This window comes from Streptomyces sp. NPDC001480, from assembly GCF_042894725.1.
Taxonomy (GTDB): domain Bacteria; phylum Actinomycetota; class Actinomycetes; order Streptomycetales; family Streptomycetaceae; genus Streptomyces.
In genome coordinates this window covers 519,754-544,180 of the sequence record NZ_JBIAVX010000005.1, presented here as the reverse complement: position 1 = coordinate 544,180, position 24,427 = coordinate 519,754, and the positions used below count along the sequence as shown (strand labels likewise).

21 protein-coding genes are annotated in these 24,427 nt (G+C 70.0%); 11 read left to right on the top strand and 10 right to left on the bottom strand.

Annotated elements, in window-relative coordinates; all coding sequences use genetic code 11:
- Window positions 1-6 precede the first annotated feature (6 nt).
- The 4 genes from ACFY01_RS15415 to ACFY01_RS15400 form a co-directional block, all read right to left on the bottom strand.
- Window positions 7-255: a transposase gene (locus ACFY01_RS15415; protein WP_390736208.1), complete on the bottom strand. Its 249-nt coding sequence runs from the start codon at window positions 253-255 to the stop codon at window positions 7-9.
- A 103-nt stretch (window positions 256-358) separates the two neighbouring features.
- A complete protein-coding gene (locus ACFY01_RS15410; RefSeq protein WP_390736207.1) occupies window positions 359-1,033 on the bottom strand; it encodes an ABC transporter ATP-binding protein in 675 nt (224 codons plus the stop codon).
- Between the two features lie 43 nt (window positions 1,034-1,076).
- The gene (locus tag ACFY01_RS15405) at window positions 1,077-3,179 is read right to left on the bottom strand and encodes a hypothetical protein (protein ID WP_390736206.1); all 2,103 of its coding nucleotides are present in this window, start codon (window positions 3,177-3,179) and stop codon (window positions 1,077-1,079) included.
- A 117-nt stretch (window positions 3,180-3,296) separates the two neighbouring features.
- Complete coding sequence (locus ACFY01_RS15400) at window positions 3,297-3,584, bottom strand: lactococcin 972 family bacteriocin (protein ID WP_390736205.1); 288 nt, start codon at window positions 3,582-3,584, stop codon at window positions 3,297-3,299.
- Window positions 3,585-3,979: 395 nt separating this feature from the next.
- Here ACFY01_RS15400 and ACFY01_RS15395 point away from each other — a divergent pair, with 395 nt between their 5' ends.
- Together ACFY01_RS15395 and ACFY01_RS15390 are read left to right on the top strand one after the other, a co-directional pair.
- Window positions 3,980-5,419 carry a hypothetical protein gene (locus ACFY01_RS15395; protein ID WP_390736204.1) on the top strand — a complete coding sequence of 480 codons (1,440 nt, stop codon included), beginning with the start codon at window positions 3,980-3,982 and terminating at the stop codon, window positions 5,417-5,419.
- Between the two features lie 212 nt (window positions 5,420-5,631).
- The gene (locus ACFY01_RS15390; protein WP_390736203.1) at window positions 5,632-6,675 is read left to right on the top strand and encodes a zinc-dependent alcohol dehydrogenase family protein; all 1,044 of its coding nucleotides are present in this window, start codon (window positions 5,632-5,634) and stop codon (window positions 6,673-6,675) included.
- 8 nt (window positions 6,676-6,683) lie between these two features.
- Here the strand turns inward: ACFY01_RS15390 and ACFY01_RS15385 are convergent, their stop codons facing one another.
- Entirely contained in the window at window positions 6,684-6,884 is a 201-nt protein-coding gene (locus tag ACFY01_RS15385) for a helix-turn-helix transcriptional regulator (protein WP_390736202.1), read from the bottom strand.
- Between the two features lie 227 nt (window positions 6,885-7,111).
- Window positions 7,112-8,029, bottom strand: a complete 918-nt coding sequence (locus tag ACFY01_RS15380) for a sugar phosphate isomerase/epimerase family protein (RefSeq protein ID WP_390736201.1) — start codon at window positions 8,027-8,029, stop codon at window positions 7,112-7,114.
- A gap of 126 nt (window positions 8,030-8,155) precedes the next feature.
- Between ACFY01_RS15380 and iolC the strand changes: the two genes are divergently transcribed.
- Genes iolC through mmsA form a run of 5 tightly spaced genes read left to right on the top strand, consistent with a single transcriptional unit; the run spans window position 8,156 to window position 14,279 of the window.
- Window positions 8,156-9,106 carry a 5-dehydro-2-deoxygluconokinase gene (iolC, locus tag ACFY01_RS15375; RefSeq protein WP_390736232.1) on the top strand — a complete coding sequence of 317 codons (951 nt, stop codon included), beginning with the start codon at window positions 8,156-8,158 and terminating at the stop codon, window positions 9,104-9,106.
- Window positions 9,107-9,120: 14 nt separating this feature from the next.
- The gene (locus ACFY01_RS15370; protein WP_390736200.1) at window positions 9,121-10,050 is read left to right on the top strand and encodes a deoxyribose-phosphate aldolase; all 930 of its coding nucleotides are present in this window, start codon (window positions 9,121-9,123) and stop codon (window positions 10,048-10,050) included.
- Window positions 10,051-10,057: 7 nt separating this feature from the next.
- Window positions 10,058-10,873, top strand: coding sequence for a 5-deoxy-glucuronate isomerase (iolB, locus tag ACFY01_RS15365; RefSeq protein ID WP_390736199.1), 816 nt, complete (start codon window positions 10,058-10,060; stop codon window positions 10,871-10,873).
- Window positions 10,870-12,762 (top strand): 3D-(3,5/4)-trihydroxycyclohexane-1,2-dione acylhydrolase (decyclizing), encoded by a 1,893-nt coding sequence (gene iolD / locus ACFY01_RS15360; protein ID WP_390736198.1) that lies wholly within the window; start codon window positions 10,870-10,872, stop codon window positions 12,760-12,762. The genes iolB and iolD overlap by 4 nt, the downstream gene beginning before the upstream one ends.
- 14 nt (window positions 12,763-12,776) lie before the next feature.
- Window positions 12,777-14,279, top strand: a complete 1,503-nt coding sequence (mmsA, locus tag ACFY01_RS15355; protein ID WP_390736197.1) for a CoA-acylating methylmalonate-semialdehyde dehydrogenase — start codon at window positions 12,777-12,779, stop codon at window positions 14,277-14,279.
- A gap of 49 nt (window positions 14,280-14,328) precedes the next feature.
- Here the strand turns inward: mmsA and ACFY01_RS15350 are convergent, their stop codons facing one another.
- On the bottom strand, window positions 14,329-15,156 hold the full coding sequence (locus ACFY01_RS15350; RefSeq protein WP_390736196.1) for a hypothetical protein: 828 nt from the start codon (window positions 15,154-15,156) through the stop codon (window positions 14,329-14,331).
- Window positions 15,157-15,447: 291 nt separating this feature from the next.
- Between ACFY01_RS15350 and ACFY01_RS15345 the strand changes: the two genes are divergently transcribed.
- The gene (locus tag ACFY01_RS15345; RefSeq protein ID WP_390736195.1) at window positions 15,448-16,845 is read left to right on the top strand and encodes an APC family permease; all 1,398 of its coding nucleotides are present in this window, start codon (window positions 15,448-15,450) and stop codon (window positions 16,843-16,845) included.
- Between the two features lie 3 nt (window positions 16,846-16,848).
- Here the strand turns inward: ACFY01_RS15345 and ACFY01_RS15340 are convergent, their stop codons facing one another.
- Window positions 16,849-17,271 carry a GNAT family N-acetyltransferase gene (locus ACFY01_RS15340; RefSeq protein WP_390736194.1) on the bottom strand — a complete coding sequence of 141 codons (423 nt, stop codon included), beginning with the start codon at window positions 17,269-17,271 and terminating at the stop codon, window positions 16,849-16,851.
- A 115-nt stretch (window positions 17,272-17,386) separates the two neighbouring features.
- On the opposite strand from ACFY01_RS15340, the gene ACFY01_RS15335 reads away from it, so the two are divergent.
- The 3 genes from ACFY01_RS15335 (at window position 17,387) to ACFY01_RS15325 (ending at window position 21,691) form a co-directional block, all read left to right on the top strand.
- Entirely contained in the window at window positions 17,387-20,038 is a 2,652-nt protein-coding gene (locus tag ACFY01_RS15335) for a CocE/NonD family hydrolase (protein WP_390736193.1), read from the top strand.
- A complete protein-coding gene (locus ACFY01_RS15330) occupies window positions 20,035-20,925 on the top strand; it encodes an ABC transporter permease (protein WP_390736192.1) in 891 nt (296 codons plus the stop codon). Before ACFY01_RS15335 ends, ACFY01_RS15330 begins: the two co-directional genes overlap by 4 nt.
- Before the next feature lie 211 nt (window positions 20,926-21,136).
- The gene (locus tag ACFY01_RS15325; protein ID WP_390736191.1) at window positions 21,137-21,691 is read left to right on the top strand and encodes a chaplin; all 555 of its coding nucleotides are present in this window, start codon (window positions 21,137-21,139) and stop codon (window positions 21,689-21,691) included.
- Window positions 21,692-21,762: 71 nt separating this feature from the next.
- On the opposite strand, the gene ACFY01_RS15320 is transcribed toward ACFY01_RS15325, so the two are convergent.
- The gene (locus tag ACFY01_RS15320) at window positions 21,763-23,034 is read right to left on the bottom strand and encodes an NAD(P)-binding domain-containing protein (RefSeq protein ID WP_390736190.1); all 1,272 of its coding nucleotides are present in this window, start codon (window positions 23,032-23,034) and stop codon (window positions 21,763-21,765) included.
- Window positions 23,034-24,287 (bottom strand): ATP-grasp domain-containing protein, encoded by a 1,254-nt coding sequence (locus ACFY01_RS15315; protein WP_390736189.1) that lies wholly within the window; start codon window positions 24,285-24,287, stop codon window positions 23,034-23,036. The genes ACFY01_RS15320 and ACFY01_RS15315 overlap by 1 nt, the downstream gene beginning before the upstream one ends.
- Window positions 24,288-24,427 lie beyond the last annotated feature (140 nt).

Here is a 24,427-nt window from a genome sequence, read left to right as displayed (position 1 = left end):
AGATCTTCAACGGCTGGGGTTACGCAGGAGCGCAGCCCCTTGGACAGGCTGTCGTGCCACACCGGGGCCGGCGAGCTGCTGGTGTGCGGCATCCAGCAGGCGGGCGCAGTCGGTCTCGGTGAAGCCCTTGCGGCGGCCCTTGGCAGGGCCACGGTCGAGGTGGATGCGGTAGATCAGCCGGGGCCGTCGGCCGGGTTTGGTGCAGATCAGCGCCGCCATCGAGACGCGCTTGGTGCCCTGGGCGGTGCCCCGCACCACCGGTGTGTGGCCCCGGTGGCCCCAGGTGCGGCCTTTGGGCGCCCAAGTCCGCCGCCCTCCCTTTATGACGGGCGACTGCTCGTCCTCTCAAACGTGACCCTCAGGAGTGCGCTGGCTGATGCCGGACGTCGGCGAGAGAGGATTCGTGCACAGCAAATACGGTGTCACATCGATCACGGACGCCAGCATCGTGGGTAGCGATGACGACGGCACATCCGGCCTCGCTCATCTCGCGAAGAACGTCGATGACCATAGTGGTGTTGGTGTCGTCGAGAGCACCCGTCGGCTCGTCCGCGAGCACGAGGGTCGGCCGTTGGATCATGAGACGGGCCAGGGCCACGCGCTGCTGTTCTCCACCGCTCAGATGGTAGATCTTCTCCTTTTCCCGCCCCGCCAGACCAACGCGATCAAGGGCCTCAGCGATAGCCGCACTGCCTTTGCCCTGCAACAACCGACGCGGCTTGGCTACCACTTCCAGGTTCTCAACAATGTTTGCGTTCTCGATCAAGGCATAGTGCTGAAACAGATAACCGAGAGCGTCACGGCGGAACCGGCGTATCTCGCGTCGACCGAATCGGGTGATATCCCTCCCTTCGTATCGGATCGTCCCGGTACTGGGCCTGTCGAGCAGCCCAAGACAGTTGAGGAGGGTTGACTTACCCGATCCACTTGGGCCGACGAGGGCGAGCATCTCACCGCGATTGACGGTGAAGTTGACGTCACGCCACAAGGTCCGGGCGCCGAATACCTTCGAAAGGTTCTCAATATCGATCACAACATACTCCGGCTGAGTGGAGGGGTTTTCCCGCTCGAGAGGCTCACGTATCGGCCGCCCCTTGCTTCACGATGCGGCCATGAAAGAATGCGAGAGCGAGAAGCACGGCCCCCAATTCGAAGACAACAAGGCCCGTGATGACAGCGAGATCCAGTGCGCTGATGTGAGTCGGCTCGAAGGGGGCAGGCGCACCGGCGGCAGCAAGCTTCTTCAATTCCTGTCTCTGCTGCCACGACTGGAAAGGAACTCGCGTAGCGAAGATGATCGCAATAGCCACTTCTACGGCAAGGATGAAGCGGTGGGTGGCGATGTATCTCCATCCGCCGATGTGTCGCGCGAATATGATTTGTGCGTTCTTGCGCGAGTAGATGAGGCAGACGCCGACGCCGGCGACGAGGAGAATTATCGCGGCAACGATAAGATTGAAAATCTGGAGTCGAAGTTTGCTGACCGCAGTCCTGAGATCCAGGGCAGTTTTCTGACCGACAGGACTTATGGAATTCACGTAGTCCTGAAGTTTTTTCGCCTTCATGGCGTTCAGTGCGTCACCAGGCTTAAAGAATATGATTCCCGCCTGGGTGGCAAATGTGGTATAGGCGTCATCGGTGAGGAAATGCGAACCATTGGGGACGGCGATAAGGATCGGGTCGCGCACCAAAGACCTGTCCTCGTCCTGACTGTGTGCCGAGTTGTACACATAGGCGCCAGTGTTGTAGCCGAAGAGGCGCTGTCCCGTCCTGCTGCTAAGCGCTTCGATGGGGATGTGCCGACTGAGATCCGGATCAATGATCTCGGAGGCCGCCTTGGTGATAGCTGTCTTGTGAGAGGAAAGCGAATCGGGAATGATGATCCGTACCGAGCGCGAGTCCGGCGCCTTGTCGGCCAAGCCCTCAGAGGTATAACGGTGTCCTGCCGGGTCGAAAACTGGCTGCTTCCTGAGGAACGTGTCGTTGACGATGAGAATCTCGCCGGACGGCAGATGCGCGCCCGGGGCGGATACTTGGAGATCCCTGCGCCCGGCAACAATCACCTCGCCCCGCCCGTCAGCTTGGCGCAGCCACGGACCGACATGGTCGTTCAATTGGTCCACGTGCATGGCAAAGGCGCCATTGAGGCGGATCGAGACTGCATCACCCACAGTTTCGTAGATACCCCGGTTTCCCTGGCGTATCAGTACATCCTGGCTCGTGAGGGTGACATCCGTGGCGATGCTGAGAGCAAGCAACAGTGCGGGGATACGCACAAGGTAGACGCTGATGGATGCCGCTCTCGAAGGCAGTTCACCTTTGAGGGCGCGCAGTTCGTCAACCTTGAAGGTCAGAGCCAGCGCGGCCGCGTGAGCGGCTAGCGCCAGGACTGCCAGTAGGGCGGCAATGACTGCGGCCACCGAAGCGAACAGCCCCACCCAGGCGAAGCTGTTGTAGTAGCCGAGGAAGGCAAGCGCCGAAACCGTGATGGTGCCGGCCGTCACCAGCCAGAACCCGGCCAACTGCCGTAGATCGCGAAGAAGGATGTCGGTGAAGGACATGCCCTGCACCCGGAGGACCCCGTACGACCTCGCACTGAGCAGCACGCTCGCACCGGTCATCGTCAGCGCCGCGAGGGCGACCACGCAGAAGGCCCAGTACAGGGGATCATCCGAGTATCGGTCGGTCAGTTCGGTGTACGACAAGGGATGGCTGACGCGTGCGGTGAGCCCAAGTTTGCCGAACTCGGTACTCAAGGCATCGGCTGCCGCAGACGACCCGAACACGTAGTAGGAACCTCGCGGGTCCTGCTGTGCGATCTCCGAGATCGGATGCACGCGTGTTTCGAAGTTCCTGCTGAAGGCCGGATAGCCTTTGTCCAGCCATTCCGCTGTCACCGAATGGGGACTGCCCGGAGACACGTACAGATGCCGTAGTCCGTCGGGGTTCTTCAGATCGGGCACCTCACGCGCCACCCCGACCGCGTGCTCGGCCGAGAACGACTGGATGTTTTGGACGACTTGAGCACCGCTGACCGATTCATCGGAGTCGATCACATCAATCAGAGCCGAATTTCCCAGTACCCCGCCCTCATCCAGTCCGCGCACGAACAGAAAAGCCAGCACTGCGGAGAATGCCAGTACGGCGGCGTGGACGAATCGTATACCTCGATGCAGCATGCGATACCTAGGTTGAGGGCGCTCGAGAGCACTCGATCGGGAATTCAGGGTCTGCGGAGAAAAGCTGTGGAGGCGCGAACCACGCCTCCACAGCCAACAAGCCGAGCTAAGCGAGGCTCAGCACTTCGGGTCGTAGTACCACGCGACGGAGCCGCCGTTCTTCGCCGCCGAGGCCAGGGACCACTGCCCCTTCGCCGTGCAGCCGCTCTTGGTGAGCGTGCCACCGATCGACACCGAAGACGCGTGCTTGTTGTTCGGGTGCTTGTAGTTCGACCACGCCGTGTTGGCACCCTCGTCGTAGCTCCACTTGCCGCCGCCGGCGTCGACGGTGATGGCAAGCGCCGGAGTAGCTGCGGCCACGAGGAGGGCACCGGCAGCCAGTGCAACCTTTACACCATTTCGCATGCTCAAGACGACTCCTAGTCATTTTGTTTCGGTTGGGACCGGCACAGAGTTTGATCTATGCGCATGACCACCAGCAATCGAATATTGAGGTGATCAAGATCACGGCACAATTCAGCCGCGGTTGTGACCGAAAAGCATCAAGCATAGTGGTCGATTTTTAATCGAAGTCGCCAAGGTGGCATAGGGAGCAAATGGGGCGTTGAACTCGGAGTGGACGGCCAAAGGCCATTCGGCGTTGGGTCTGATACAGTCAAATCTGAGTGACGCTTTTCAGCCATGCTCCGTGAGGTGTGGCGACTTCGCTTTCAGCTCAGATAGTGTCGATGGCTTACGGAGCCGGCGGAGACGATTCGCACTGCTATCCCGAGGGCCTGAACACCTATATGACTCCCCGCATGACCACTGGACGCCGCTCCCTGCCCATCTGGCTGATACCCGTGCTGTGGACCCTGGCCCTCGGCTTGTGGGGGCTGCCCCGGCAGCACAGCGTGTGGCGGGACGAGGCGGCGACCTGGCAGGTTGCTCGACGGTCCACCACCGAGATCTGGCACATGCTGGGGCAGGTCGATGCCGTGCACGGGCTCTACTACCTGCTGATGCACGGACTTTTCGAATGCTTCGGGCCCAGCACGACGACACTGCGGCTGCCCTCTGTGCTGGCCATGGCGGTGGCAGCGGCCTGTGTGACGGTCATCGGCCATCGACTGGCCGGTACTGGAGCGGGTCTGGGGGGAGGGCTGGCGTTCGGCCTGCTTCCGGCAGTGCAGTTCTATCTCCAAGAGGGTCGTCCGTACGCGCTGGTCGCAGCCGGAGCCGCAATTTCGACGCTGCTGCTGGTGACCTTGCTCGAGGAACATGGCCGAGCAGCACTGTGGGCGGCGTACGGCGGCGCGGTGGCGCTGTGCGGGCTGCTGAACTGGCTGTCGCTGATGATGCTGCCCGCGCACGCGGCCACCCTGGCCTGGGCGGGTGCCCGGCGCGGCGTGTGGGCCCGTTGGACGGCGTCCTCGGGGGCCGCTGCGGCGTGTGTGCTGCCACTGATCCTTTTCAGCCGGAGCCAGTCCGACCAGATCTCCTGGATACCGCCGCTGACCTGGCACATGATGATCGGCCCAGCGGTCCTGCTTGCGATCGGCGGTCTCGGAGCCCTGGTCGACCGGCCGCAGACCGGACGACTCTCGGCGGCGGCTGTGGGGCTTCCACTGCTCGCGGTGCCGCAGATCACCCTGATCGGCCTTTCCCTGGTCCAACCGCTGTTCTTGGACCGGTACGTTCTGTTCAGCCTGCTGGGTCTGGCGCTGCTGATCGGGGCAGCGCTCGGTGCGGCCATACGGGCGGCGACGCCGCGGTTCCCGAAGGCGGCGCCATGGATCCTCCCCGTGGTTGTCGCCGTGGCGACGGTGGCCCTGCTCCCCCAGGCACTGGCCAAGCGCTCCCCGGCGAGCCGGGTGGACGACGTCCTGGCCGTGGCAGCAGACGTGCAGGGGCTCAAGAAACCCGGAGACGCGGTGCTCTTCGTGCCGGCGGCGCGACGCGACACCAAGTTGGTCTCCCCCCATGCCTTCACCGGTCTGCGGGACATAGCTCTGGCCGAGAGTCCGGAGGAGTCCGGGACCCTCAAGGGCGTGGAGGACAGCCCGGCCAGGATCCGGGCCGCGATGCTGGCCCACAGGCGGATTCTGCTGGTGACGGACGCGGCGAAGGTCGCCAAGCCGCTGTCGGCGGAGCGGGACCGGGTGAAGACTTCAGTGCTGGAAAAGTACTTCACGCCGGTGGCGGACGAGCAGGTCCGCGGTCGCAGGGTGACGGTGTACATGCGCATGGGGAGCTCGTGACCGAGACCTGGCGGCGGACTTCCCGGCGCCTCTCGGTGGATGGCTGCCTTCGCCGCCTCGGTGAGCCGGGGCTCTTCTCCGAGGCGGTCCCGGATGTAAGGCTCGGCTCGAATGACCCCCGGACGGCCCTACTCGGAGAGGGGCTGGCGTTCGCCGTGGTCCGCGGTCGATCGGCCCGTGGGCTGTCGTAAGGAAGGCGAGGGCGAAGACGGATGCGCGCTGTGGTGTTCGAGCGGTACGGGGAACCGGCCGAGGTGCGGGAGGTGCCGGACCCGGAGCCAGCCGAGCACGGCGTCGTGGTGCGTGTCGAGGCCACCGGCCTGTGCCGCAGCGACTGGCACGGCTGGATGGGCCACGACCCGGACATCACGCTGCCGCACGTGCCCGGCCACGAACTCGCCGGGACCGTGGCGGCGGTCGGCGACCGGGTGACCGGCTGGCGCCCCGGTGACCGGGTCACCGTGCCCTTCGTCTGCGCCTGCGGCAGCTGTCCCGCCTGCGCGGCCGGCGACCAGCAGGTGTGCGAGCGGCAGACCCAGCCCGGCTTCCACCACTGGGGCTCGTTCGCGCAGTACGTGGCGCTGGACCACGCCGACGTGAACCTGGTCGCCGTACCGGACGGCCTGTCCTTCGCGACGGCGGCCGGGCTCGGCTGCCGGTTCGCGACGGCCTTCCGGGCGGTGGTGCAGCAGGGGCGCGTGGCCGCGGGGGAGTGGGTCGCGGTGCACGGCTGCGGGGGAGTGGGACTGTCGGCGGTGATGATCGCGGCGGCGTCCGGGGCGCGGGTCGTCGCCGTCGACGTGTCACCGGCGGCGCTGGAGCTGGCGCGTAAGTTCGGGGCGGCCCAGTGCGTGGACGCCACGCGGACTCGGGACACGGCCGCCACGATCCGTGAACTGACCGGCGGTGGTGCCCACCTGTCCCTCGACGCGCTCGGTTCCCCCGCCACCTGCGCGGCCTCCGTCGGCTCGCTGCGCCGCCGCGGCAGGCACGTCCAGGTCGGACTGCTCCCCTCGCCCGACGGCACGACCCCCGTGCCCATGGCGCGCGCCATCGCCCTGGAGCTCGAACTCCTCGGCAGCCACGGCATGGCCGCCCACGCCTACCCGGGCATGCTGGAACTGGTCCGCGCGGGAGTACTGCGCCCCGACCTGCTGGTGACGTCGACGATCCCGCTGGACGCGGCCCCGGCCGCGCTCGCCGCGATGGACACGGCGCGCGGCGCGGGAGTCACCGTCGTCGAACCATGGCGCTGACGCCTGGCCTAGGTCTGGTCCCGGCCGCGGTTGCGGGGTCTGGAGGCGACCCAGGCGCGCACGGTGTCGGCGTACCAGTAGGGCTTGCCGCCCTCCACATGGTCGGGCGGGGGCAGCAGCCCGTGCTTGCGGTAGGACCGTACGGTGTCCGGCTGCACCCGGATGTGCGCCGCGATCTCCTTGTACGACCAGAGTCTTCGGTCGGTCATGAGTTGCACCTCCCCGCGCGCGCCGCGGTCGGCGGCCGGGGGCGGCCGTCGGGGTAGCCGGGCGCTGCGCTGGTGATCACCAGCCTGTGCCCGGTGAACGACACACGGTGACCGTCGGGGAGGGGCTGTCGAAGGGATGTGACGGGAGGTCAGCGCACGTGGGACATGCGTGACAGGAGGCGCATGTTTGTGACAGAGGTGACGCAAACGGCCCACGACGGGACGGCCTAGGCCCCGCAGGACCTCAGGAACGCCCGGGTCCGCCGGGCGATCGGCAGGGGCTTGTCCGGGTCGCACGGGTACATGTCCTGCTCGACGATCGCGAACAGGTCGACGTCCAGCTTCTGGGCCGCCTCGAGGACCGGGCCCAGCGCGGGCACCCCGGCCGGGGGCTCGCACATCACGCCCTGGGCGACCGCCGGGCCGAACGGGGTGCCGTTCGCCCGTACGTCCGCGAGGATCTCCGGGTCGACCTGCTTGAGGTGGAGGTAGCCGATCCGTTCGCCGTAGGTCTCGATCAGCTTGACGCTGTCGCCGCCGCAGTAGGCGTAGTGCCCGGTGTCCAGGCACAGCGAGACCAGCGAGGAGTCGGTGCCGTCGAGGAAGCGGGTGACGTTGTCCTCGCTGTCGATGTGGGTGTCGGCGTGCGGGTGGACGACGATCGACAGGCCGTAGCGTTCCCGCACCTCCCGGCCGAGCCGTTCGGTCAGCGAGGTCAGGTTGCGCCACTGCTCGGGGGTGAGCGTGTCCGGTTCCAGTACCTCGCCGGTCTTGTCGTCGCGCCAGAAGGACGGGATCACGACCAGGTGCCTGGCGCCCATCGCCTGGGCGAGCGCGGCGTTGTCCGCGACGTGCGCCCACGTCTTCTCCCAGACCGCCTCGCCGTGGTGCAGGCCGGTGAAGACCGTGCCGGCCGACACCTTCAGGCCACGCCGGGCCGTCTCCTCGGCGAGCACGTTCGGGTCGGTCGGCAGATAGCCGTAGGGGCCCAGTTCGATCCACTCGTAGCCGGAGTCGGCGACCTCGTCGAGAAAGCGCTGCCAGGGCACCTGTACGGGGTCGTCCGGGAACCAGACGCCCCAGGAGTCGGGCGCCGATCCGACGCGGATGCGGGACAGTGGGGCCTGAGGCGACAACGACGTCATGGCGGTCAGCCTGCGGTCGCAGGAAAGCGCGTGTCAAGGTCTGGTCCGAATGTCTGGACAAAACATTGACAGGCTCCCGGGTGCGGGGCTACAAACCGGGGGAGAGCCGTGACGAAGGGAAGCCGGATGGCGTACGACCTGATCACCATGGGGCGGATAGGGGTGGACCTCTACCCGCTTCAGACCGGTGTACCGCTCGCGCAGGTGTCGTCCTTCGGCAAGTTCCTGGGCGGGTCGGCGACCAACGTCGCGGTCGCCGCGGCCCGCCTCGGCCGGAGCACCGCCGTGATCACCCGCACCGGTGACGACGCCTTCGGCACCTACCTGCACGAGGCCCTGCGGGACTTCGGTGTCGACGACCGCTGGGTCACCCCGGTCCCCGGGCTGCCCACGCCGGTCACCTTCTGCGAGGTCTTCCCGCCGGACGACTTCCCGCTGTACTTCTACCGGCAGCCCAAGGCGCCCGACCTTGAGATCGACGCCCACGACCTCGACCTCGACGCCATCCGTGACGCGCGCGTCTTCTGGGTCACGGGCACGGGGCTGAGCGAGGAGCCGAGCCGTACGGCGACGCTCGCGGCGCTCGCCCACCGGGCCAAGGCCGGCACGACGGTCTTCGACCTCGACTGGCGGCCCATGTTCTGGACGGACCCGGACGCGGCCCGCCCCTTCTACGCCGAGGCCCTGCGGCACACCACGGTCGCCGTCGGCAACCTCGACGAGGTGGAGGTCGCCACCGGCGTGCGCGAGCCGCACGCCGCCGCCCGCGCGCTCCTCGACGCCGGGGTGGAACTCGCGGTCGTCAAGCAGGGACCGAAGGGCGTCCTCGCGGTGAACAGCGACGGCGACACCGCCGAGGTCCCGCCGCTCCCGGTGAACGTCCTCAACGGACTCGGCGCCGGCGACGCCTTCGGCGGCTCCCTCTGCCACGGCCTGCTGGCCGGCTGGGACCTGGAGACGATCATGCGGCACGCCAACGCGGCCGGCGCCATCGTCGCCTCCCGACTGGAGTGCTCCTCCGCGATGCCCACCCCCGACGAGGTGGCCGCCGCGCTCGAGGCCGGAGCGGTGCTGTGAGGGCCGGCCGGGTCATGGGAGCGCAGCACGACGGCGGGGACGGCGTCGCCTGGCCGAAGGTGGACGTCTCCGCGCTGGTCCACACCCGCACCCACCACCCCGAGGCGATCGCCGAGGCCGCCGCCCGCCGCGCCCGCAGGCCGCTGCTGAACGACCACGGCCGCCTGATGATCGTCGCCGCCGACCACCCGGCCCGCGGCGCGCTGGGCGTCGGCGAGCGCAAGCTGGCCATGGCCAACCGCGCCGACCTCCTCGAACGCCTCTGCCTGGCCCTGTCCCGGCCGGGCGTGGACGGTGTCCTGGCCACCGCCGACATCCTGGACGACCTGCTGCTGCTGGGCGCCCTCGACCACAAGGTCGTCATGGGTTCGATGAACCGCGGCGGCCTCCAGGGCGCCTCCTTCGAACTCGACGACCGCTTCACCGGCCACCGCCCCGAGGACATCCAGCGTCTGGGCTTCGACGCGGGCAAGCTGCTGCTGCGCATCGACTACGACGACCCGGGCTCGCTGACCACCCTGGAGTCCACGGCCCGCGCCATCGACGAGATGGCCGCCCGCCGGCTCCCGGTCTTCGTCGAGCCGTTCATCAGCCGCCGCACCGACGAGGGACGGCTGCGCAACGACCTGAGCGCGGAAGCGGTCACCAAGTCGATCGCCATCGCCTCGGGTCTGGGCGGCAGTTCGGCCTACACCTGGCTGAAGGTCCCGGTCACCGACAACCCCGACGACATGGCGCGGGTCATGGAGACCTCCACGCTGCCCGCCGTACTGCTCGGCGGCGACATCGGCGACTCGCCCGAGGACCAGGACGCCGCCTACGAGAAATGGCGGGGCGCGCTGCAACTCCCCACCGTGCGCGGCCTGGTGGTCGGCCGCTCGCTGCTGTACCCGGCGGACGGCGATGTGGCCGCCGCCGTGGACACCGCCGTCGGACTGCTGTGAGGCTCGCATGACCAGCAACGACCTGCACCTGAGCCGGGGCGTGACCGCGGGCGCCCAGTACGTGCTCGACGTCGATCCCAAACGGGCCGGCTGGACGTACAGCAGCCTGCGCGTGGTCGAGTTGGCGCCGGGCGGCTCCCACACGTTCACCACCGGCGACAGCGAATGGATCGTGCTTCCGCTCAGCGGCGGTTGTACGGTGCGGGTGGAGGACGAAGAGTTCCAAATCCTGGGCAGGGGCAGCGTGTTCGACGGGGTCTCCGACTTCGTGTACGTGCCCCGTGACGCCCGGGTCCAGATCGCCTCCGGCGCGGGAGGCCGCTTCGCCCTGGCAGGAGCGAAGTGCGAGCGACGACTCCCCGCCCGCTACGGCCCCGCGCCGGAGGTCCCCGTCGAAGACCGCGGCAGCGGCAGCTGCGCCCGCCAGGTGCGCAACTTCGCCTCCGCCGACTCGTTCGACTGCGACCGGCTGATCGCCGTCGAGGTGATCACCCCGGGCGGGCACTGGTCGTCGTACCCGCCGCACAAGCACGACGAGCACCGGCCCGGCGAGGAAGCGGAGCTGGAGGAGATCTACTACTTCGAGATCGAGGGTCCGAACGGTTTCGGCTATCAGCGCGTATTCCCCTCCCGTGAGGGCGGATCGGACGTCCTCGCGGAGGTCCGCACCGGCGACGCCGTCCTCGTCCCCGACGGATGGCACGGCCCGTCCATCGCCCAGCCCGGCCACGCCATGTACTACCTGAACGTCATGGCCGGTCCGGGCGAGACGCGGGAGTGGCGGATCTGCTTCCACCCGGACCACACCGAGGGGTATCGATGACTCCGACGACATCGACGACGAGGCTCACGGTCGCCCAGGCGCTCGTCCGCTTCCTGTCCGCGCAAGTCACGGAGCGGGACGGCGTACGGCAGCGGCTGATCGGCGCCACCTGGGGCATCTTCGGCCACGGCAACGTGGCGGGCCTCGGGCAGGCGCTCATCGAGTACGCCGGCGACATGCCGTACCACCAGGGCCGCAACGAGCAGTCCATGGTGCACGCGGCGGTCGGCTACGCGCGTCAGTCGAACCGCCTGTCCACCCACGCGGTGACGACCTCCATCGGCCCCGGCGCGACCAACCTGGTCACCGGCGCCGCCCTCGCCACCGTCAACCACCTCCCGGTGCTGCTGCTGCCCGGCGACGTCTTCGCGACCCGCCCGGCGGACCCGGTGCTCCAGCAGCTGGAGGTGCCGTACGCGGGGGACGTGTCGGTCAACGACTGCCTGCGCCCGGTGTCGCGCTACTTCGACCGGATCACCAGGCCCGAGGCCCTGATCCCGGCCGCCCTCCAGGCGATGCGCGTGCTCACCGACCCGGTGGAGACGGGCGCGGTGACCCTCGCGCTGCCGCAGGACGTGCAGGCGGAGGCGTACGACTGGCCCGAGGAGTTCTTCGCCGAGCGGGTGTGGACCGTACGGCGGCCCGGTGCCGACCCGGCCGAACTCGCCGAGGCGGTACGGGTGATCCGGGCCGCGAGCAGGCCACTTGTCATCGCGGGCGGCGGAGTCCACCACAGCCGCGCCGAGGACGCCCTCGCCGAGTTCGCGGCGGCGACCCGGATACCCGTCGCCTCCACCCAGGCCGGCAAGGGCTCCCTGCGCCACGACCACCCGCAGGACGTCGGCGGCGTCGGCCACACCGGCACCGCCACCGCCGACGAACTCGCCCGCACCGCCGACCTGGTGATAGGCGTGGGCACCCGGTACACCGACTTCACCACCGCCTCCGGCACCCTCTTCGAGAACCCGGACGTCCGTTTCCTCAACCTCAACATCGCGCCCTTCGACGGCCACAAGCTCGCCGGGACCCCGCTGGTCGCGGACGCCCGCAGCGGCCTGGAGGAGCTGACTGAGGCACTCGCGATGCACGGCCACCGGATCGCCGACCCGTACGCCACCGAGTACACCGAGGACAAGGAGCGCTGGGAGCAGCGCGTCGACGCCTGCTACGAGGCCGACGAACCGGACGTACGGCCGACGCAGCCGCAGGTCCTCGGCGCGCTGGACGCGGTCGTCGACGAGACGGACGTGATCATCAACGCGGCCGGCTCCCTCCCCGGCGACCTGCACAAGCTGTGGCGCACCCGGTCGCGTGACCAGTACCACCTGGAGTACGGCTTCTCCTGCATGGGCTACGAGATCCCGGCCGCGATCGGTGTGAAGATGGCCGCCCCGGACCGGCCGGTCTGGGCGCTGGTCGGCGACGGGACGTATCTGATGATGCCGACGGAGATCGTCACGGCGGTGCAGGAGGGGATCGCGATCAAGATCCTGCTCGTGCAGAACCACGGGTACGCCTCGATCGGCGGCCTGTCGGAGACGGTCGGCGGCGAGCGGTTCGGCACCGCCTACCGCTACACGTCCGACGACGGCACGTTCACCGGGGCCCCGCTGCCCGTGGACCTCGCCGCCAACGCGGCCAGCCTCGGTATGCGGGTGCTGCGCGCGAAGACCGTACGGGACCTGCGCGCGGCGCTCGCCGAGGCCCGGGCCGCCGACACTCCCACATGTGTCTACGTGGAGACCGAAACCGCAGACACAGTGTCGGGCGCGCCTCCGGCGCAGGCCTGGTGGGATGTTCCTGTGGCCGAGACCGCGACCCGATCGTCCGCGGTCAAGGCACGTGAGCTGTACGAACGGCACGTCTCGACCCGACGCCGCCATCTGTGAAGGAGTACTCGGTCATGACGAAGATCGTCAACCACTGGATCGGCGGCAAGACCGTCGAAGGCGCCTCGGGTACGTTCGGGCCGGTCACGGACCCGGCGACCGGCGCGGTCACCACGAAGGTGGCGTTCGCCTCGGTGGACGAGGTGGACGCCGCGGTCGCCGCCGCGAAGGACGCCTACGTCACGTGGGGCCGGTCCTCGCTGGCCCAGCGGACCTCGATCCTGTTCAAGTTCCGCGCGCTGCTGGACGCGAACCGGGACGAGATCGCCGAGCTGATCACCGCCGAGCACGGCAAGGTGCACTCCGACGCGCTCGGCGAGGTCGCCCGCGGCCTGGAGATCGTGGACCTGGCCTGCGGCATCAACGTGCAGCTGAAGGGCGAGCTGTCGACGCAGGTCGCGAGCAGTGTCGACGTCTCCTCGATCCGGCAGCCGCTGGGTGTCGTCGCCGGCATCACGCCGTTCAACTTCCCGGCGATGGTCCCGATGTGGATGTTCCCGATCGCCATCGCGTGCGGCAACACCTTCGTGCTGAAGCCGAGCGAGAAGGACCCGTCGGCCTCCATCAAGATCGCCGAGCTGCTCGCCGAGGCGGGTCTGCCCGACGGCGTCTTCAACGTCGTCCACGGCGACAAGGTGGCCGTCGACCGGCTCCTGGAGCACCCGGACGTCAAGGCGGTCTCCTTCGTCGGCTCCACGCCGATCGCCCGCTACATCCACACCACGGCCTCCGCCAACGGCAAGCGCGTGCAGGCGCTCGGCGGCGCGAAGAACCACATGCTGGTGCTGCCGGACGCCGACCTGGACGCGGCGGCCGACGCGGCGGTGAGCGCGGCCTACGGCTCCGCGGGCGAGCGCTGCATGGCGATCTCGGCGGTCGTCGCGGTGGGTTCGATCGGCGACGAGCTGGTCGACAAGATCCGTGAGCGCGCCGAGAAGATCAAGATCGGTCCCGGCAACGACCCGGCCTCCGAGATGGGCCCGCTGATCACGAAGATCCATCGCGACAAGGTGGCGTCGTACGTCGAGGGCGCGGCGGCCGAGGGCGCCGAGGTCGTGCTCGACGGCACGGGCTTCACGGTGGACGGCTTCGAGGACGGCCACTGGATCGGCATCTCGCTGCTCGACAAGGTGCCGACCACCGCGAAGGCGTACCAGGACGAGATCTTCGGCCCGGTGCTGACCGTGCTGCGCGTCGACACCTACGACGAGGGCATCTCCCTCATCAACGCCTCCCCGTTCGGCAACGGCACCGCGATCTTCACCCGGGACGGCGGCGCGGCCCGCCGCTTCCAGCTGGAGGTCGAGGCCGGCATGGTCGGCGTGAACGTGCCGATCCCGGTCCCCGTCGGCTACCACAGCTTCGGCGGCTGGAAGGACTCGCTCTTCGGCGACCACCACATCTACGGCAACGACGGCACGCACTTCTACACCCGCGGCAAGGTCGTCACCACCCGCTGGCCCGACCCGGCCGACGCCCCGGCGGGCGTGGACCTCGGGTTCCCGCGCAACCACTGACGCCGTACGGTGCCCTGCCTCTCCGAGGGGAGGCGGGGCACCGGTGGGTTCAGCCCTGCTTCTGCTGCTGCTTCACCACGTCGGTGAGGTCGGCGGTCTTCGAGGCGGGCGGGGCCTTCACGGTGGCGGTCTTGCCGAACTTGTCGAAGTCCATGGTCACCGTCACGGCGCCGAACTGCTGCTTCATCCGCACCGGCAGGTCACCGGAGCCGACCCAGACGTCCATGGTGATCGACTTGATGCCGAGCGCCGAACCCATCGGGGAGTTCTTGCCGTAGGCCTCCTTGTACCGGCCCATGTGCGCCTGGTCGATCACGGCCCGGTAGTGGGTCGTGCGCCGGCCGTCCACGGTCTGCGTGCCGAGGTTCTCGGCGTCGTTGGCGTACTTCAGCCCCTTCATGGACGCCGAAGGACTGCCGTTGCCCCCTGCGAGGGCCTGCACGCCCTTCTCCCCGAAGATGGCCGAGCCGTCGACCTTGATCCAGGTCCTGCCCTTGTACCGGCTGGAGGGCAGCGGGTCGACCTTGTAGTAGTAGGCGCCGTCGACGAACAGGCACCGGATCTTGGGGGAGTGCGTGAGCGCCTCCATGCCCGTGGCCTTGCTGTCCATGTCGGCGTCCATGGCGAATCCGTCGCCCCAGGAGAACGTGCCGTCCATCGCCACCGGGGTGCCGTTGCCGAGGTCCGTCGTCATCCGCACCTCGGCGGACCCCAGGGCCTCGGTCCGGTCCGTCGCCCTGGCCAGCGCCGCCATCGCCTTGCCGGCGCTGTCGACCGTCTTGGCGGCCGTCTTCGCCCCCTCGGTGCCGCACGCGGAGGTCGCCAGCAGCGCCGCCGCCGTACAGGCCACCCAGGCAGCGCTCTTCCCCAGCCTCATGTGTCCCCACCCCTTGCTGTGTTCCGGCTGTGACCGGTGAACTCTAACGGGACACACTGACAGGTCCGGATCCCGGACGTCCTGACATTTTTTTGCCGCCGTTCCTGCGGTTACCGCATGGCCCAAGGGGGCTGAACGGACTGAGCAGAATTGCTGTAAACGCGATGAACAGCGCTCTCGATCTACGAATTCCGTAGGTAAACAGCCATTGACGCGTCGGTTTTCGTCGGGGTTCCATGCACCTCAATCCCAGCCGCCGGAGGCATCCGCACGAGTCGATCGGAACGCCGCATGACCGACACGCTCCGCCCTGTCGAGACCGCCGCCCCAGAGGTGGCCGACAGTCCCCAGACACTCAAGCGTTCCATCGGGGTGGTCGGCGGAACCCTCCTCACCCTGTCCTGCGTGACGCCCGCCTCCACGCTCTTCGTGGTCGTCCCGGACCTGTTCGGCTCGCTCGGCACCGCCACCGCCCTGACGATCGCCATCGGCTCCCTCCTCTGTATCGCCGTGGCGTTCTGCTACTCGGAGCTGGGCACCCTCATCCCCAGCGCGGGCGGCGAGTACGCCATGGTGTCGACGCTGGCCGGGCGGCTGGCGGGCTGGCTGGTCTTCGTGCTGTCCCTGCTGGTCGTCATGATCGTGCCGCCGGTGATCGCCATGGGCACCGCGGACTACCTCGCCCCGATCGTCCACCTCGACCCGGCCATGACCGGCGCCGGCGTGATGCTCCTCGCCACCCTCGCGGGCCTGCTCGACCTGCGCGCCAACGCCTGGATCACCGGCGTCTTCCTGGTCCTGGAGGTCGTCGCCGCCGGAGTCGTCGCCGTACTGGGCTTCACCCACGCCCACCGCGGTCTCGGCAGCCTCACCTCGATGCAGGTCGCCGGCACCGGCGGGCACACCGACACCGTGACGGCCATGCTGGTCGTCTCCGGCCTGGCGATCGCCCTCTTCGTCACCCAGGGCTTCTCGACCGCCGTCTACCTCTCCGAGGAACTGGAGCACCCGCGCCGCAACGTCGCCCGCACGGTGCTGGCCACCCTCGCCATCTCCACCGTGGTCATCCTGGTCCCGGTCGCCGCCATCACCCTGGGCGCCTCCGACCTCAAGGAGCTGACCGGCGGTGACATCAGCTCCATGGTCACCGCCTGGTCCGACTCCGCCGTCGGTACCTTCGTCAGCCTCTGCGTGGCCCTCGCGATCATCAACGCGGGCATCGTCATGGTCATCCAGAACTCCCGCGTCCTGTTCGCCTCCGCCCGCGACAAGGCCTGGCCCGAGCCGGTCAACAACGTCTTCTCCAAGCTCGGCCGCTTCGGCTCCCCCTGGGTCGCCACGCTCGCGGTCGGTGTCCCCGGCGCGCTGCTCTGCTTCGTCAACCTGGACACGCTGTACGGCGTCACGGGCGTCTCCGTGACCGGCATGTACCTGCTCGTCGCCATCGCCGCCCTGCTCGCCCGCCGCGGCCACCACCAGCACACGCCCGCCTGGCGCATGCCGCTGTGGCCCGCGATGCCGGTACTGCTGATCGCGGTCCTGGCGTACATCCTCAGCCAGCAGGAGATGAGCTACCTGCTGTGGACCGGCGGCATCACCGCCGTCGCCACCCTCTACTGGGCCCTCTACCTCCGCCCACGCCGCGACACCCGCTGGCTGGTGTCCATCCCGGAGGACGCCCAGGCCTGACGCTCACGCGAAGTCCCACGTCACCACCGAGCACGTACCGTCGCCCTTGCCGCCCGCACTGCGATACGCGGCAAGGGCGCCGTCGTTCCCGGCGTCGACCAGGACCCACATCCCGTAGCAGCCCAGCTCCCGGCCCACCGCGGCGAGCCGGCCGACCAGCGCCCGCCCGATGCCCCGGCGCCGGTACGGTTCCGCGACCGCGAGCTCGTACAGGAACATCTCGGTGCCCTTGTCGGGATGGACCGTCTCGACGCCGCTGACGAAGCCGACGGGGACGTCCTCGCCGTCCCGTACCTCGTAGGCCAGGAACAGATGGTGTCCGTGCGCCGTCAGGAAGCGCTCGGCCCACTCGGGGCGGACGGCGTGGTCGAAGAGGTGTTCGGCGGCGGTGAGCTCGGCGACGGAGCGTGCGCGGCGGATCTCCATGGGCCTTCGTACCACGGCTGGTGTAGGCGGCGGCAGGGGCGTACTCCCAGGGGATGGGCGGGGGTTCGGTCCCCGGGTTGCATCGGCCGCCGGCGGTGGCCCGTACCGTGGACGCATGGATCTTCGATTGCCCGGCGTACGTGGGCTGCTCCGGGGGCCGCGGCGGATGGTGGCCGCCGCGGCCGCCGTCGTCGTGCTCGCCGGTGCCGGTACGTGGACGGCCGTCGCCTCCGACGACACGCCCCCGGTCCGCCGGACCGACCGGGTGATGGACATGGGCGACGGGGTGCGTATCGACACCTCGTACTTCACCAGCGGCGGCTCCGGCCGCCGCCCGGCCGTCCTGCTCGCGCACGGCTTCGGCGGCAGCAAGGACGACGTACGGCAGCAGGCCCAGGACCTCGCCAGAGACGGGTACGCGGTGCTGACCTGGTCGGCACGCGGCTTCGGGCACTCGACGGGGAAGATCGGCATCAACGACCCCGAGGGCGAGGTCGCCGACGTCTCCCGGCTCATCGACTGGCTGGCGAAGCAGCCGCAGGTCCGGCTCGACAAGGCGGGCGACCCGCGCGTGGGCATGGCCGGCGCCTCGTACGGCGGGGCGATCTCCCTGCTCACCGCGGGGTACGACCACCGGGTGGACGCCATCGCCCCGTCGATCACCTACTGGAACCTCGCGGACGCCCTGTTCCCGAACGGCGTGTACAAGAAGCTGTGGGCCGGGATCTTCTTCAGCGAAGGCGGCGGCTGCGCCAGGTTCGAGCCCGCGCTGTGCCGGATGTACGACCGGGTCGCCGAGGCGGGTGAGCCGGACGCGGCGGCGCGCGAACTGCTCCAGGAGCGCTCGCCGTCCGTCGTGGCCGGCCGCATCAAGGTGCCGACGCTGCTGACCCAGGGCCAGACCGACTCCCTGTTCACGCTCGCCCAGTCCGACGCGGCCGAGAAGGCTATCCACGCAGGCGGCGCCCCGGTCGACGTCGACTGGATCGCCGGCGGGCACGACGGCGGCGACATGGAGACCAGCCGCGTCCAGGCCCGCGTGACGGCCTGGTTCGACCGCTACCTCAAGGGCGACAAGGGCGCCGACACCGGCCCGGCCTTCCGGATCACCCGCACCGGAGGCGTCGACTCCACCGACGGCGCCGCCCAGCTGCGCGGCGCCACCGCCGACACCTACTCCGGGCTGGCGAGCGGCCGGCGGAAGGTCGCGCTCAGCGGCGGCGAGCAGCACGTCGCGAACCCGGCGGGCGCCAGCCCGCCCGGTGTCTCCGCCCTGCCCGGCCTCGGCGGCTCCGGTGGCCTCGCCCAGCTGTCCTCCCTCGGCGTCGGGGTGTCCCTCGACTTCCCCGGCCAGTTCGCCGCCTTCGACTCCAAGCCGGTGGGCGGCGACCTCCAGATCACCGGCTCGCCCACCGTGACCGTCCACGTCACCTCGACGAGCGACGACGCCGTGCTCTTCGGGAAGGTGTACGACGTCTCGCCCGACGGCACCCAGAAGGTGCTGCCCTCCCAACTGGTCGCGCCGATCCGGGTCGATGGCGCGCGGGCCGGCAAGGACGTCACGCTCACGCTCCCGGCGGTCGACCACGACGTGCTGAAGGGCCACCGGCTGCGCCTGGTCCTCGCCTCCACCGACCTCGGCTACGCCTCCCCGGCGGCCCCCGCCACGTACACCGTCTCCCTGAAGGGCGACCTGAGCGTGCCGACGGCCCCCGGCGTGAGCACGGCGTCGGCGCCGCTGCCCGCCTGGGTGTGGTGGCTGCCCGTGGCGGGTGCGGCGGTCGCGCTGGTGCTGCTGGTCACCGGCCGCCGCCGCACGGCGGCGCCCGGCCCGGACCCCGAGCTTGCCGAAGTGCCGTTGCAGATAACCGGCCTGAGCAAGCGGTACGCGAAGTCCGCGGACCGGTACGCCGTGCGGGAGCTGTCCTTCCGCGTGGAGAAGGGCCAGGTCCTCGGCCTGCTCGGACCGAACGGCGCGGGCAAGACGACGACCCTGCGCATGCTGATGGGGCTGATCCGGCCGGACGGCGGCGAGATCCGTGTCTTCGGGCACGCCATCCGGCCCGGCGCGCCGGTGCTGTCCCGGGTCGGCGCGTTCGTGGAGGGCGCCGGCTTCCTGCCGCACCTGTCCGGCCGGGAGAACCTGGAGCTGTACTGGCGGGCCACCGGCCGCCCCGCCGCGGACGCGCACCTGGACGAGGCCCTGGAGATCGCGGGCCTGGGCGACGCGCTCGCCCGCGCGGTGCGCACCTACTCCCAGGGCATGCGCCAGCGCCTGGCCATCGCCCAGGCCATGCTCGGCCTGCCGGACCTGCTGATCCTCGACGAACCCACCAACGGCCTCGACCCGCCCCAGATCCGCGAGATGCGCGAGGTGATGATCCGGTACGCGGCGGCCGGGCGCACGGTGATCGTCTCCAGCCATCTGCTGGCGGAGGTCGAGCAGTCCTGCACGCACCTGGTGGTGATGGACCGGGGCCGGCTCGTCCAGGCGGGACCGGTCGCGGAGATCGTCGGCTCCGGCGACACCCTGCTGGTCGGCACCGCCACGCCCGTGGAGGAGCCGGTCGTGGAGAAGGTGGCCGCGCTGCCCGGGGTCGCCTCGGCCGTCCGCGCCGAGGGCGGGATCCTCGTCCGCCTCGACACCGGCGGGAGCGCACCGCGCCTGGTCGCCGAACTGGTCCGGCTAGACGTCCCCGTCGAGTCCGTCGGCCCGCACCGCCGCCTGGAAGACGCGTTCCTCACCCTGATCGGAGGCACGGCATGAGCACGCTCGCCGAGCGACCGGAGCCCGTCGCGCACACGGAGCCCGTCGAGACCGCCTCCGGCTACCGGGCCGGCCGTACCCTGCCGCTGAGGGTGGAGCTGGTCCGCCAGCTCAAGCGGCGCCGCACGCTGATCATGGGCGGGATCCTCGCCGCCCTGCCGTTCGTCCTGGTCGTCGCCTTCGCCGTCGGCGGCGACCCGGGGGGCCGCAACAACCAGGTCACGCTGATGGACACGGCCACCGCGTCCGGGGCCAACTTCGCCGCGGTGAACCTGTTCGTGTCGGCGGGTTTCCTGCTGGTGATCCCGGTCGCCCTGTTCTGCGGGGACACCGTGGCCTCGGAGGCGAGCTGGTCCTCGCTGCGCTATCTGCTGGCCGCGCCCGTGCCCCGGGCCCGGCTGCTGTGGTCCAAGCTCGTCGTGGGGCTCGGGCTCAGCCTGGCCGCGATGGTGCTGCTGCCGGTCGTGGCGCTGGCCGTCGGCACGGCCGCCTACGGCTGGGGCCCGCTCCGGATCCCCACCGGCGGCGCGCTCGACCCGGGCACCGCGGCCCAGCGGCTGCTGGTGGTCGTCGCGTACCTCTTCGTGTCCCAACTGGTCACCGCAGGGCTGGCGTTCTGGCTGTCGACGAAGACGGACGCCCCGCTGGGCGCGGTCGGCGGCGCGGTGGGCCTCACCATCGTCGGCAACGTCCTCGACGCCGTCACCGCCCTCGGGCACTGGCGCGACTTCCTGCCCGCGCACTGGCAGTTCGCCTGGGCCGACGCCGTGCAGCCGCGTCCCGAGTGGTCCGGCATGATCCAGGGCACGGCGATTTCCGTGACGTACGCCGTGGTGCTGTTCGCTCTCGCTTTCCGGGGTTTCGCCCGGAAAGACGTGGTGTCGTAGGGGCCGTCCAACCGGGTGAATCCCCGAAACCAATTCCCCGCCGTCGGGTTGATGAAGCAGTGGGGCATGTGACCTGCCCAGTCAGATCGACCTGTACGGCAGATCGGTCACACTTCCCGGCCGTGTCAGCCGGCCTCGGACGTCGATCCCCGCGTCCGGGGCCGGCTTTCCCAATTCTTCAAGCAGGAAGATAACCACATTGCGACAGACCATGTGCAGGGGAGTGCTCGCGGCGGCCGCCGCCACGGGCATTCTCTCCCTGTCCTACAGCGCCGCTTTCGCTGACTCGAACGCGGCGGGAAGCGCCAAGGACTCCCCTGGTGTCCTGTCCGGGAACGCCGTTCAGGCGCCGGTCGACGCACCGGTGAACGTGTGCGGCAACACCGTCAACGGGGTCGCGGCGCTCGACGCCACGTTCGGCAACAAGTGCGAGAACGACGACTCGCCCGAGCCCCCCAAGGCCGACGTGCCCGACGCGCCGAAGGCGAGCGCGACGCCGAAGCCCAGCGACGACTGCAGCGAGACCCCCACGCCGACGCCCACCCCCACCCCGCCCACCCGCGTCGTGGAGAAGCCGCGTCCGACGCCCCCGGCCCCGCCCACGCGGACCAGCCACACGCCGCCGCCGAAGCGGTCCGTCGCCGAACCGCCCCAGCTGGCCGAGACCGGCACCAGGACGATGCTGGCGACCTCGGCCGCCAGTGCCGCGCTGATCGCGGGCGGGGTCATGATGTACCGCCGCGGCCGGACCGCCGCCCAGCGGTAGCCGCCCCCCGGACGGGCCGCTGACGACTCGCTCTGCGTCAGCGGCCCGGAGGCGGCCGTGCACGGCCGCCGTCAGCGGCGCACCGGCGTCGGCGACCAGTCCCGGCTGCCGCTGCCTCCCGGTACGGGGATCGCCCCGCCCACCGGGGTCTTCCTGAGCCGGCGGCGCACCCCTCGGACGAGGGCCTCCGCCGTGAAGGTCGCGCCCTGGACGAAGCGCATGGCCGGACCGAACCCGGAGGCGGTCACCAGGCCCGCCATGAACAGGCCGGGGTAGGAGGACTCGAAGTCACGTCCGACCGCGGGGGTGCGGTCGGGCAGGGTGGCCAGCGACCCGCGGAGCTCCTCGGACAGCAGTCCGAGCCGGTCGCAGTGTGCCTTGAATCCCGTGGCGGCGATGACGTGTTCCGTCTCCAGGGTCCGCAGCGCGCCCTTGCGGTTCATCAGGTTCAGCCGCAGACCGCCCGGCACCGCGCCGGCCGAGGTGACCTCGTGGCCCGGCAGCAACTCCACCGGGCCTTCCACCCGGTCCCGGACCCACCACGCGCCCGCCGGCCCCAGTGCGGTGGCCGCGATGCGCTGCCGGGTCGCCTCCGGCAGGTGCCGGTACAGGCCGGGGCGCTCGCTGTAGAACCAGTTCCGCCAGCCGGGGCCGAGGCCGCTGTGCGGGGAGCGGATGTTCTGCCACAGGGGACGCTCCAGGGGCGGCGGCACATCGTTCCACCGCAGGCTGTCCGCCCGCGCCAGCACCCGTACGCGGGTGCCCTGTTCGGCGAGCAGCGCCGCGGTCTCCAGGGCCGCCTGACCGCCGCCGATCACCGTGACGTCGCCGCCGCGGAAGCGGTCCAGGTCGCTGTGGTGACTGCTGTGCGTCACCAGCGCGGGGTGCAGTCCGCGCAGCGCCTGCGGTACCTCGACGAACGGCATCACGCCGACCGCCAGCGCCACCGCCCGCGCGTACAGCATCTCCCCGTCCTCGGTGACCGCCGTGAAGCCGCCGGGGCCGGCCGCCACCCGGGACACCATGCGCTCGTCCACCTCGGGCACCGCGTGCCGCGCGAACCACATGCCGTACGACGCGAACGCCTCGACCGGGATCGGCTCCGCGTGCCGTGCCGACAGGCCGTGCTCCGCGCAGTACACGTCCAGGCGCCAGCGCCCGCCGGGATCGGAGAGGTTGGACGCCCACGGCTCCGACTTCAGGAACATGCCGCGGGGCATGTTGTCCCGCCAGGACGCCATGGGCCGCCCGAAGACGCGCAGGTTCAGTCCGGCGGCCGCGGCATGGGACGCGATCGACAGGCCGTACGGGCCTGCGCCCACCACCAAAAGGTCGTACTTCATCAATTGCTCGCTTTCTCGTTGTCGGTCAGGGCGGGCGAGGCCGCCCGGGGGATCAGGAGTGGTGCGGGAGCCGCCTTCCTCGGGCCGACCCGCTCCCGCAGCCGGCGGGAGACATGACGGCACCACAGGGCCCACATCGCCCATCCCGGGACGCGGTCGTCCCGGGCGTACCAGGCGAGTTCGCGCCCGCCGGGCGCCGGACGGAGCGCGGCGAACGGTGCGTAGTTCTCCACCACGAACGCCCGTCCGGCCAGCGGGGCGCCGTCCGGCAGGGGGCGGCCCGTCAGGTCCAGGTGCAGGGCGCGTACGACGTCCAGGCCCGCGCTGTCGGCGAAGAGCCGGAACTGGGCGCCGGGGCGCGGGTTGAAGTCGAGGAGGTGGTAGCGGCCCGTCGTGCCGCAGCGCCGGAAGTCGAGGTCGAGGACGCCGCGGTAGCCCAGCTCGTCGGTGAGGCGCTCGGCCAGCGCCCGCACCTGCGGGTTGGGGGTCCAGCAGCCCACCGCGGTCAGACCGGCGCCGCGCGGCCAGGACAGCTGTTTGCGGCCCGGGCCGCCCGCGCGCAGGGTGCCCGAACGGTCGGCGTAGCCGTGGAAGAACCAGTCCCGGTCCTCTCCCGGCGGCAGGTAGGCCTGGAGCAGCAGCCTGCTGCCCGCCTCGTCGGTGCGCGAGTACAGCTCCAGGGCCTGCTGCGCGGAGTGCACCAGCACGGTGCTGCGCAGGTCGCTGCCGGCGGGCAGCAGCCACGGCCGGCTCCACTTGGCCACCATCGGCAGCCCGAGCCGCCGCGCGGCGTCGGCGGCCTCCGCCGGGCTGTCCGGGACCAGCGTCTCGGGGTGCGGGATGTCCGCGGCGGCGCAGACGGCGGCCAATTCCGCCTTGTCGGCGACGCGTTCGGCCAGTTCGCCCGGCAGCGGCGGCAGGAGGTAGGAGGGGGCGAGTTTCTCCCGCATCCGTGCCGAGGCGATCGCGGTCGCGTCGTCCATCGGGATCAGGACGGCGGGACGGCCGATCCGTTCGGCGACACACCGCAGCACGGCGCTGATCTCGTCCGGGGACGCGCCGGGGGGCGGCGGTGGGTGCATCCGGCGGACGAAACGCGACCGGTGGACCGGACTTCCCGCCGCGTCGGCGACGACGTGCACCTCCACTCCCGCCCGGCCGAGCGAACGCACGGCCCCCAGCGTTCCGTGGTGAAAGGGATTCCGGTCGGTCCGCAGCAGTACGGCGGGGACTCGGGTGTCGAGCAGCGACACGAATTCTCTTTTCTTTCGATCGTCTTTCGGATCGGCTCACCCGTACGGGCGAGCGCGGTACTCGAAAGCCGCAATGGCGGTGGCGCCATCGGCTTTCCTGTGCCTGACTTCATATGACAGTGCGTCAATAATGCGGATAA

Excerpts from the sequence above, each read along its gene's own strand:
- ACFY01_RS15405 (WP_390736206.1), bottom strand. The coding sequence starts at position 3,179 with ATGCTGCATCGAGGTATACGATTCGTCCACGCCGCCGTACTGGCATTC.
- ACFY01_RS15400 (WP_390736205.1), bottom strand. The coding sequence starts at position 3,584 with ATGCGAAATGGTGTAAAGGTTGCACTGGCTGCCGGTGCCCTCCTCGTG.
- ACFY01_RS15395 (WP_390736204.1), top strand. The coding sequence starts at position 3,980 with ATGACCACTGGACGCCGCTCCCTGCCCATCTGGCTGATACCCGTGCTG.
- ACFY01_RS15390 (WP_390736203.1), top strand. The coding sequence starts at position 5,632 with ATGCGCGCTGTGGTGTTCGAGCGGTACGGGGAACCGGCCGAGGTGCGG.
- ACFY01_RS15385 (WP_390736202.1), bottom strand. The coding sequence starts at position 6,884 with ATGACCGACCGAAGACTCTGGTCGTACAAGGAGATCGCGGCGCACATC.
- ACFY01_RS15380 (WP_390736201.1), bottom strand. The coding sequence starts at position 8,029 with ATGACGTCGTTGTCGCCTCAGGCCCCACTGTCCCGCATCCGCGTCGGA.
- iolC (WP_390736232.1), top strand. The coding sequence starts at position 8,156 with ATGGCGTACGACCTGATCACCATGGGGCGGATAGGGGTGGACCTCTAC.
- ACFY01_RS15370 (WP_390736200.1), top strand. The coding sequence starts at position 9,121 with ATGGGAGCGCAGCACGACGGCGGGGACGGCGTCGCCTGGCCGAAGGTG.
- iolB (WP_390736199.1), top strand. The coding sequence starts at position 10,058 with ATGACCAGCAACGACCTGCACCTGAGCCGGGGCGTGACCGCGGGCGCC.
- iolD (WP_390736198.1), top strand. The coding sequence starts at position 10,870 with ATGACTCCGACGACATCGACGACGAGGCTCACGGTCGCCCAGGCGCTC.
- mmsA (WP_390736197.1), top strand. The coding sequence starts at position 12,777 with ATGACGAAGATCGTCAACCACTGGATCGGCGGCAAGACCGTCGAAGGC.
- ACFY01_RS15350 (WP_390736196.1), bottom strand. The coding sequence starts at position 15,156 with ATGAGGCTGGGGAAGAGCGCTGCCTGGGTGGCCTGTACGGCGGCGGCG.
- ACFY01_RS15345 (WP_390736195.1), top strand. The coding sequence starts at position 15,448 with ATGACCGACACGCTCCGCCCTGTCGAGACCGCCGCCCCAGAGGTGGCC.
- ACFY01_RS15340 (WP_390736194.1), bottom strand. The coding sequence starts at position 17,271 with ATGGAGATCCGCCGCGCACGCTCCGTCGCCGAGCTCACCGCCGCCGAA.
- ACFY01_RS15335 (WP_390736193.1), top strand. The coding sequence starts at position 17,387 with ATGGATCTTCGATTGCCCGGCGTACGTGGGCTGCTCCGGGGGCCGCGG.
- ACFY01_RS15330 (WP_390736192.1), top strand. The coding sequence starts at position 20,035 with ATGAGCACGCTCGCCGAGCGACCGGAGCCCGTCGCGCACACGGAGCCC.
- ACFY01_RS15325 (WP_390736191.1), top strand. The coding sequence starts at position 21,137 with ATGTGCAGGGGAGTGCTCGCGGCGGCCGCCGCCACGGGCATTCTCTCC.
- ACFY01_RS15320 (WP_390736190.1), bottom strand. The coding sequence starts at position 23,034 with ATGAAGTACGACCTTTTGGTGGTGGGCGCAGGCCCGTACGGCCTGTCG.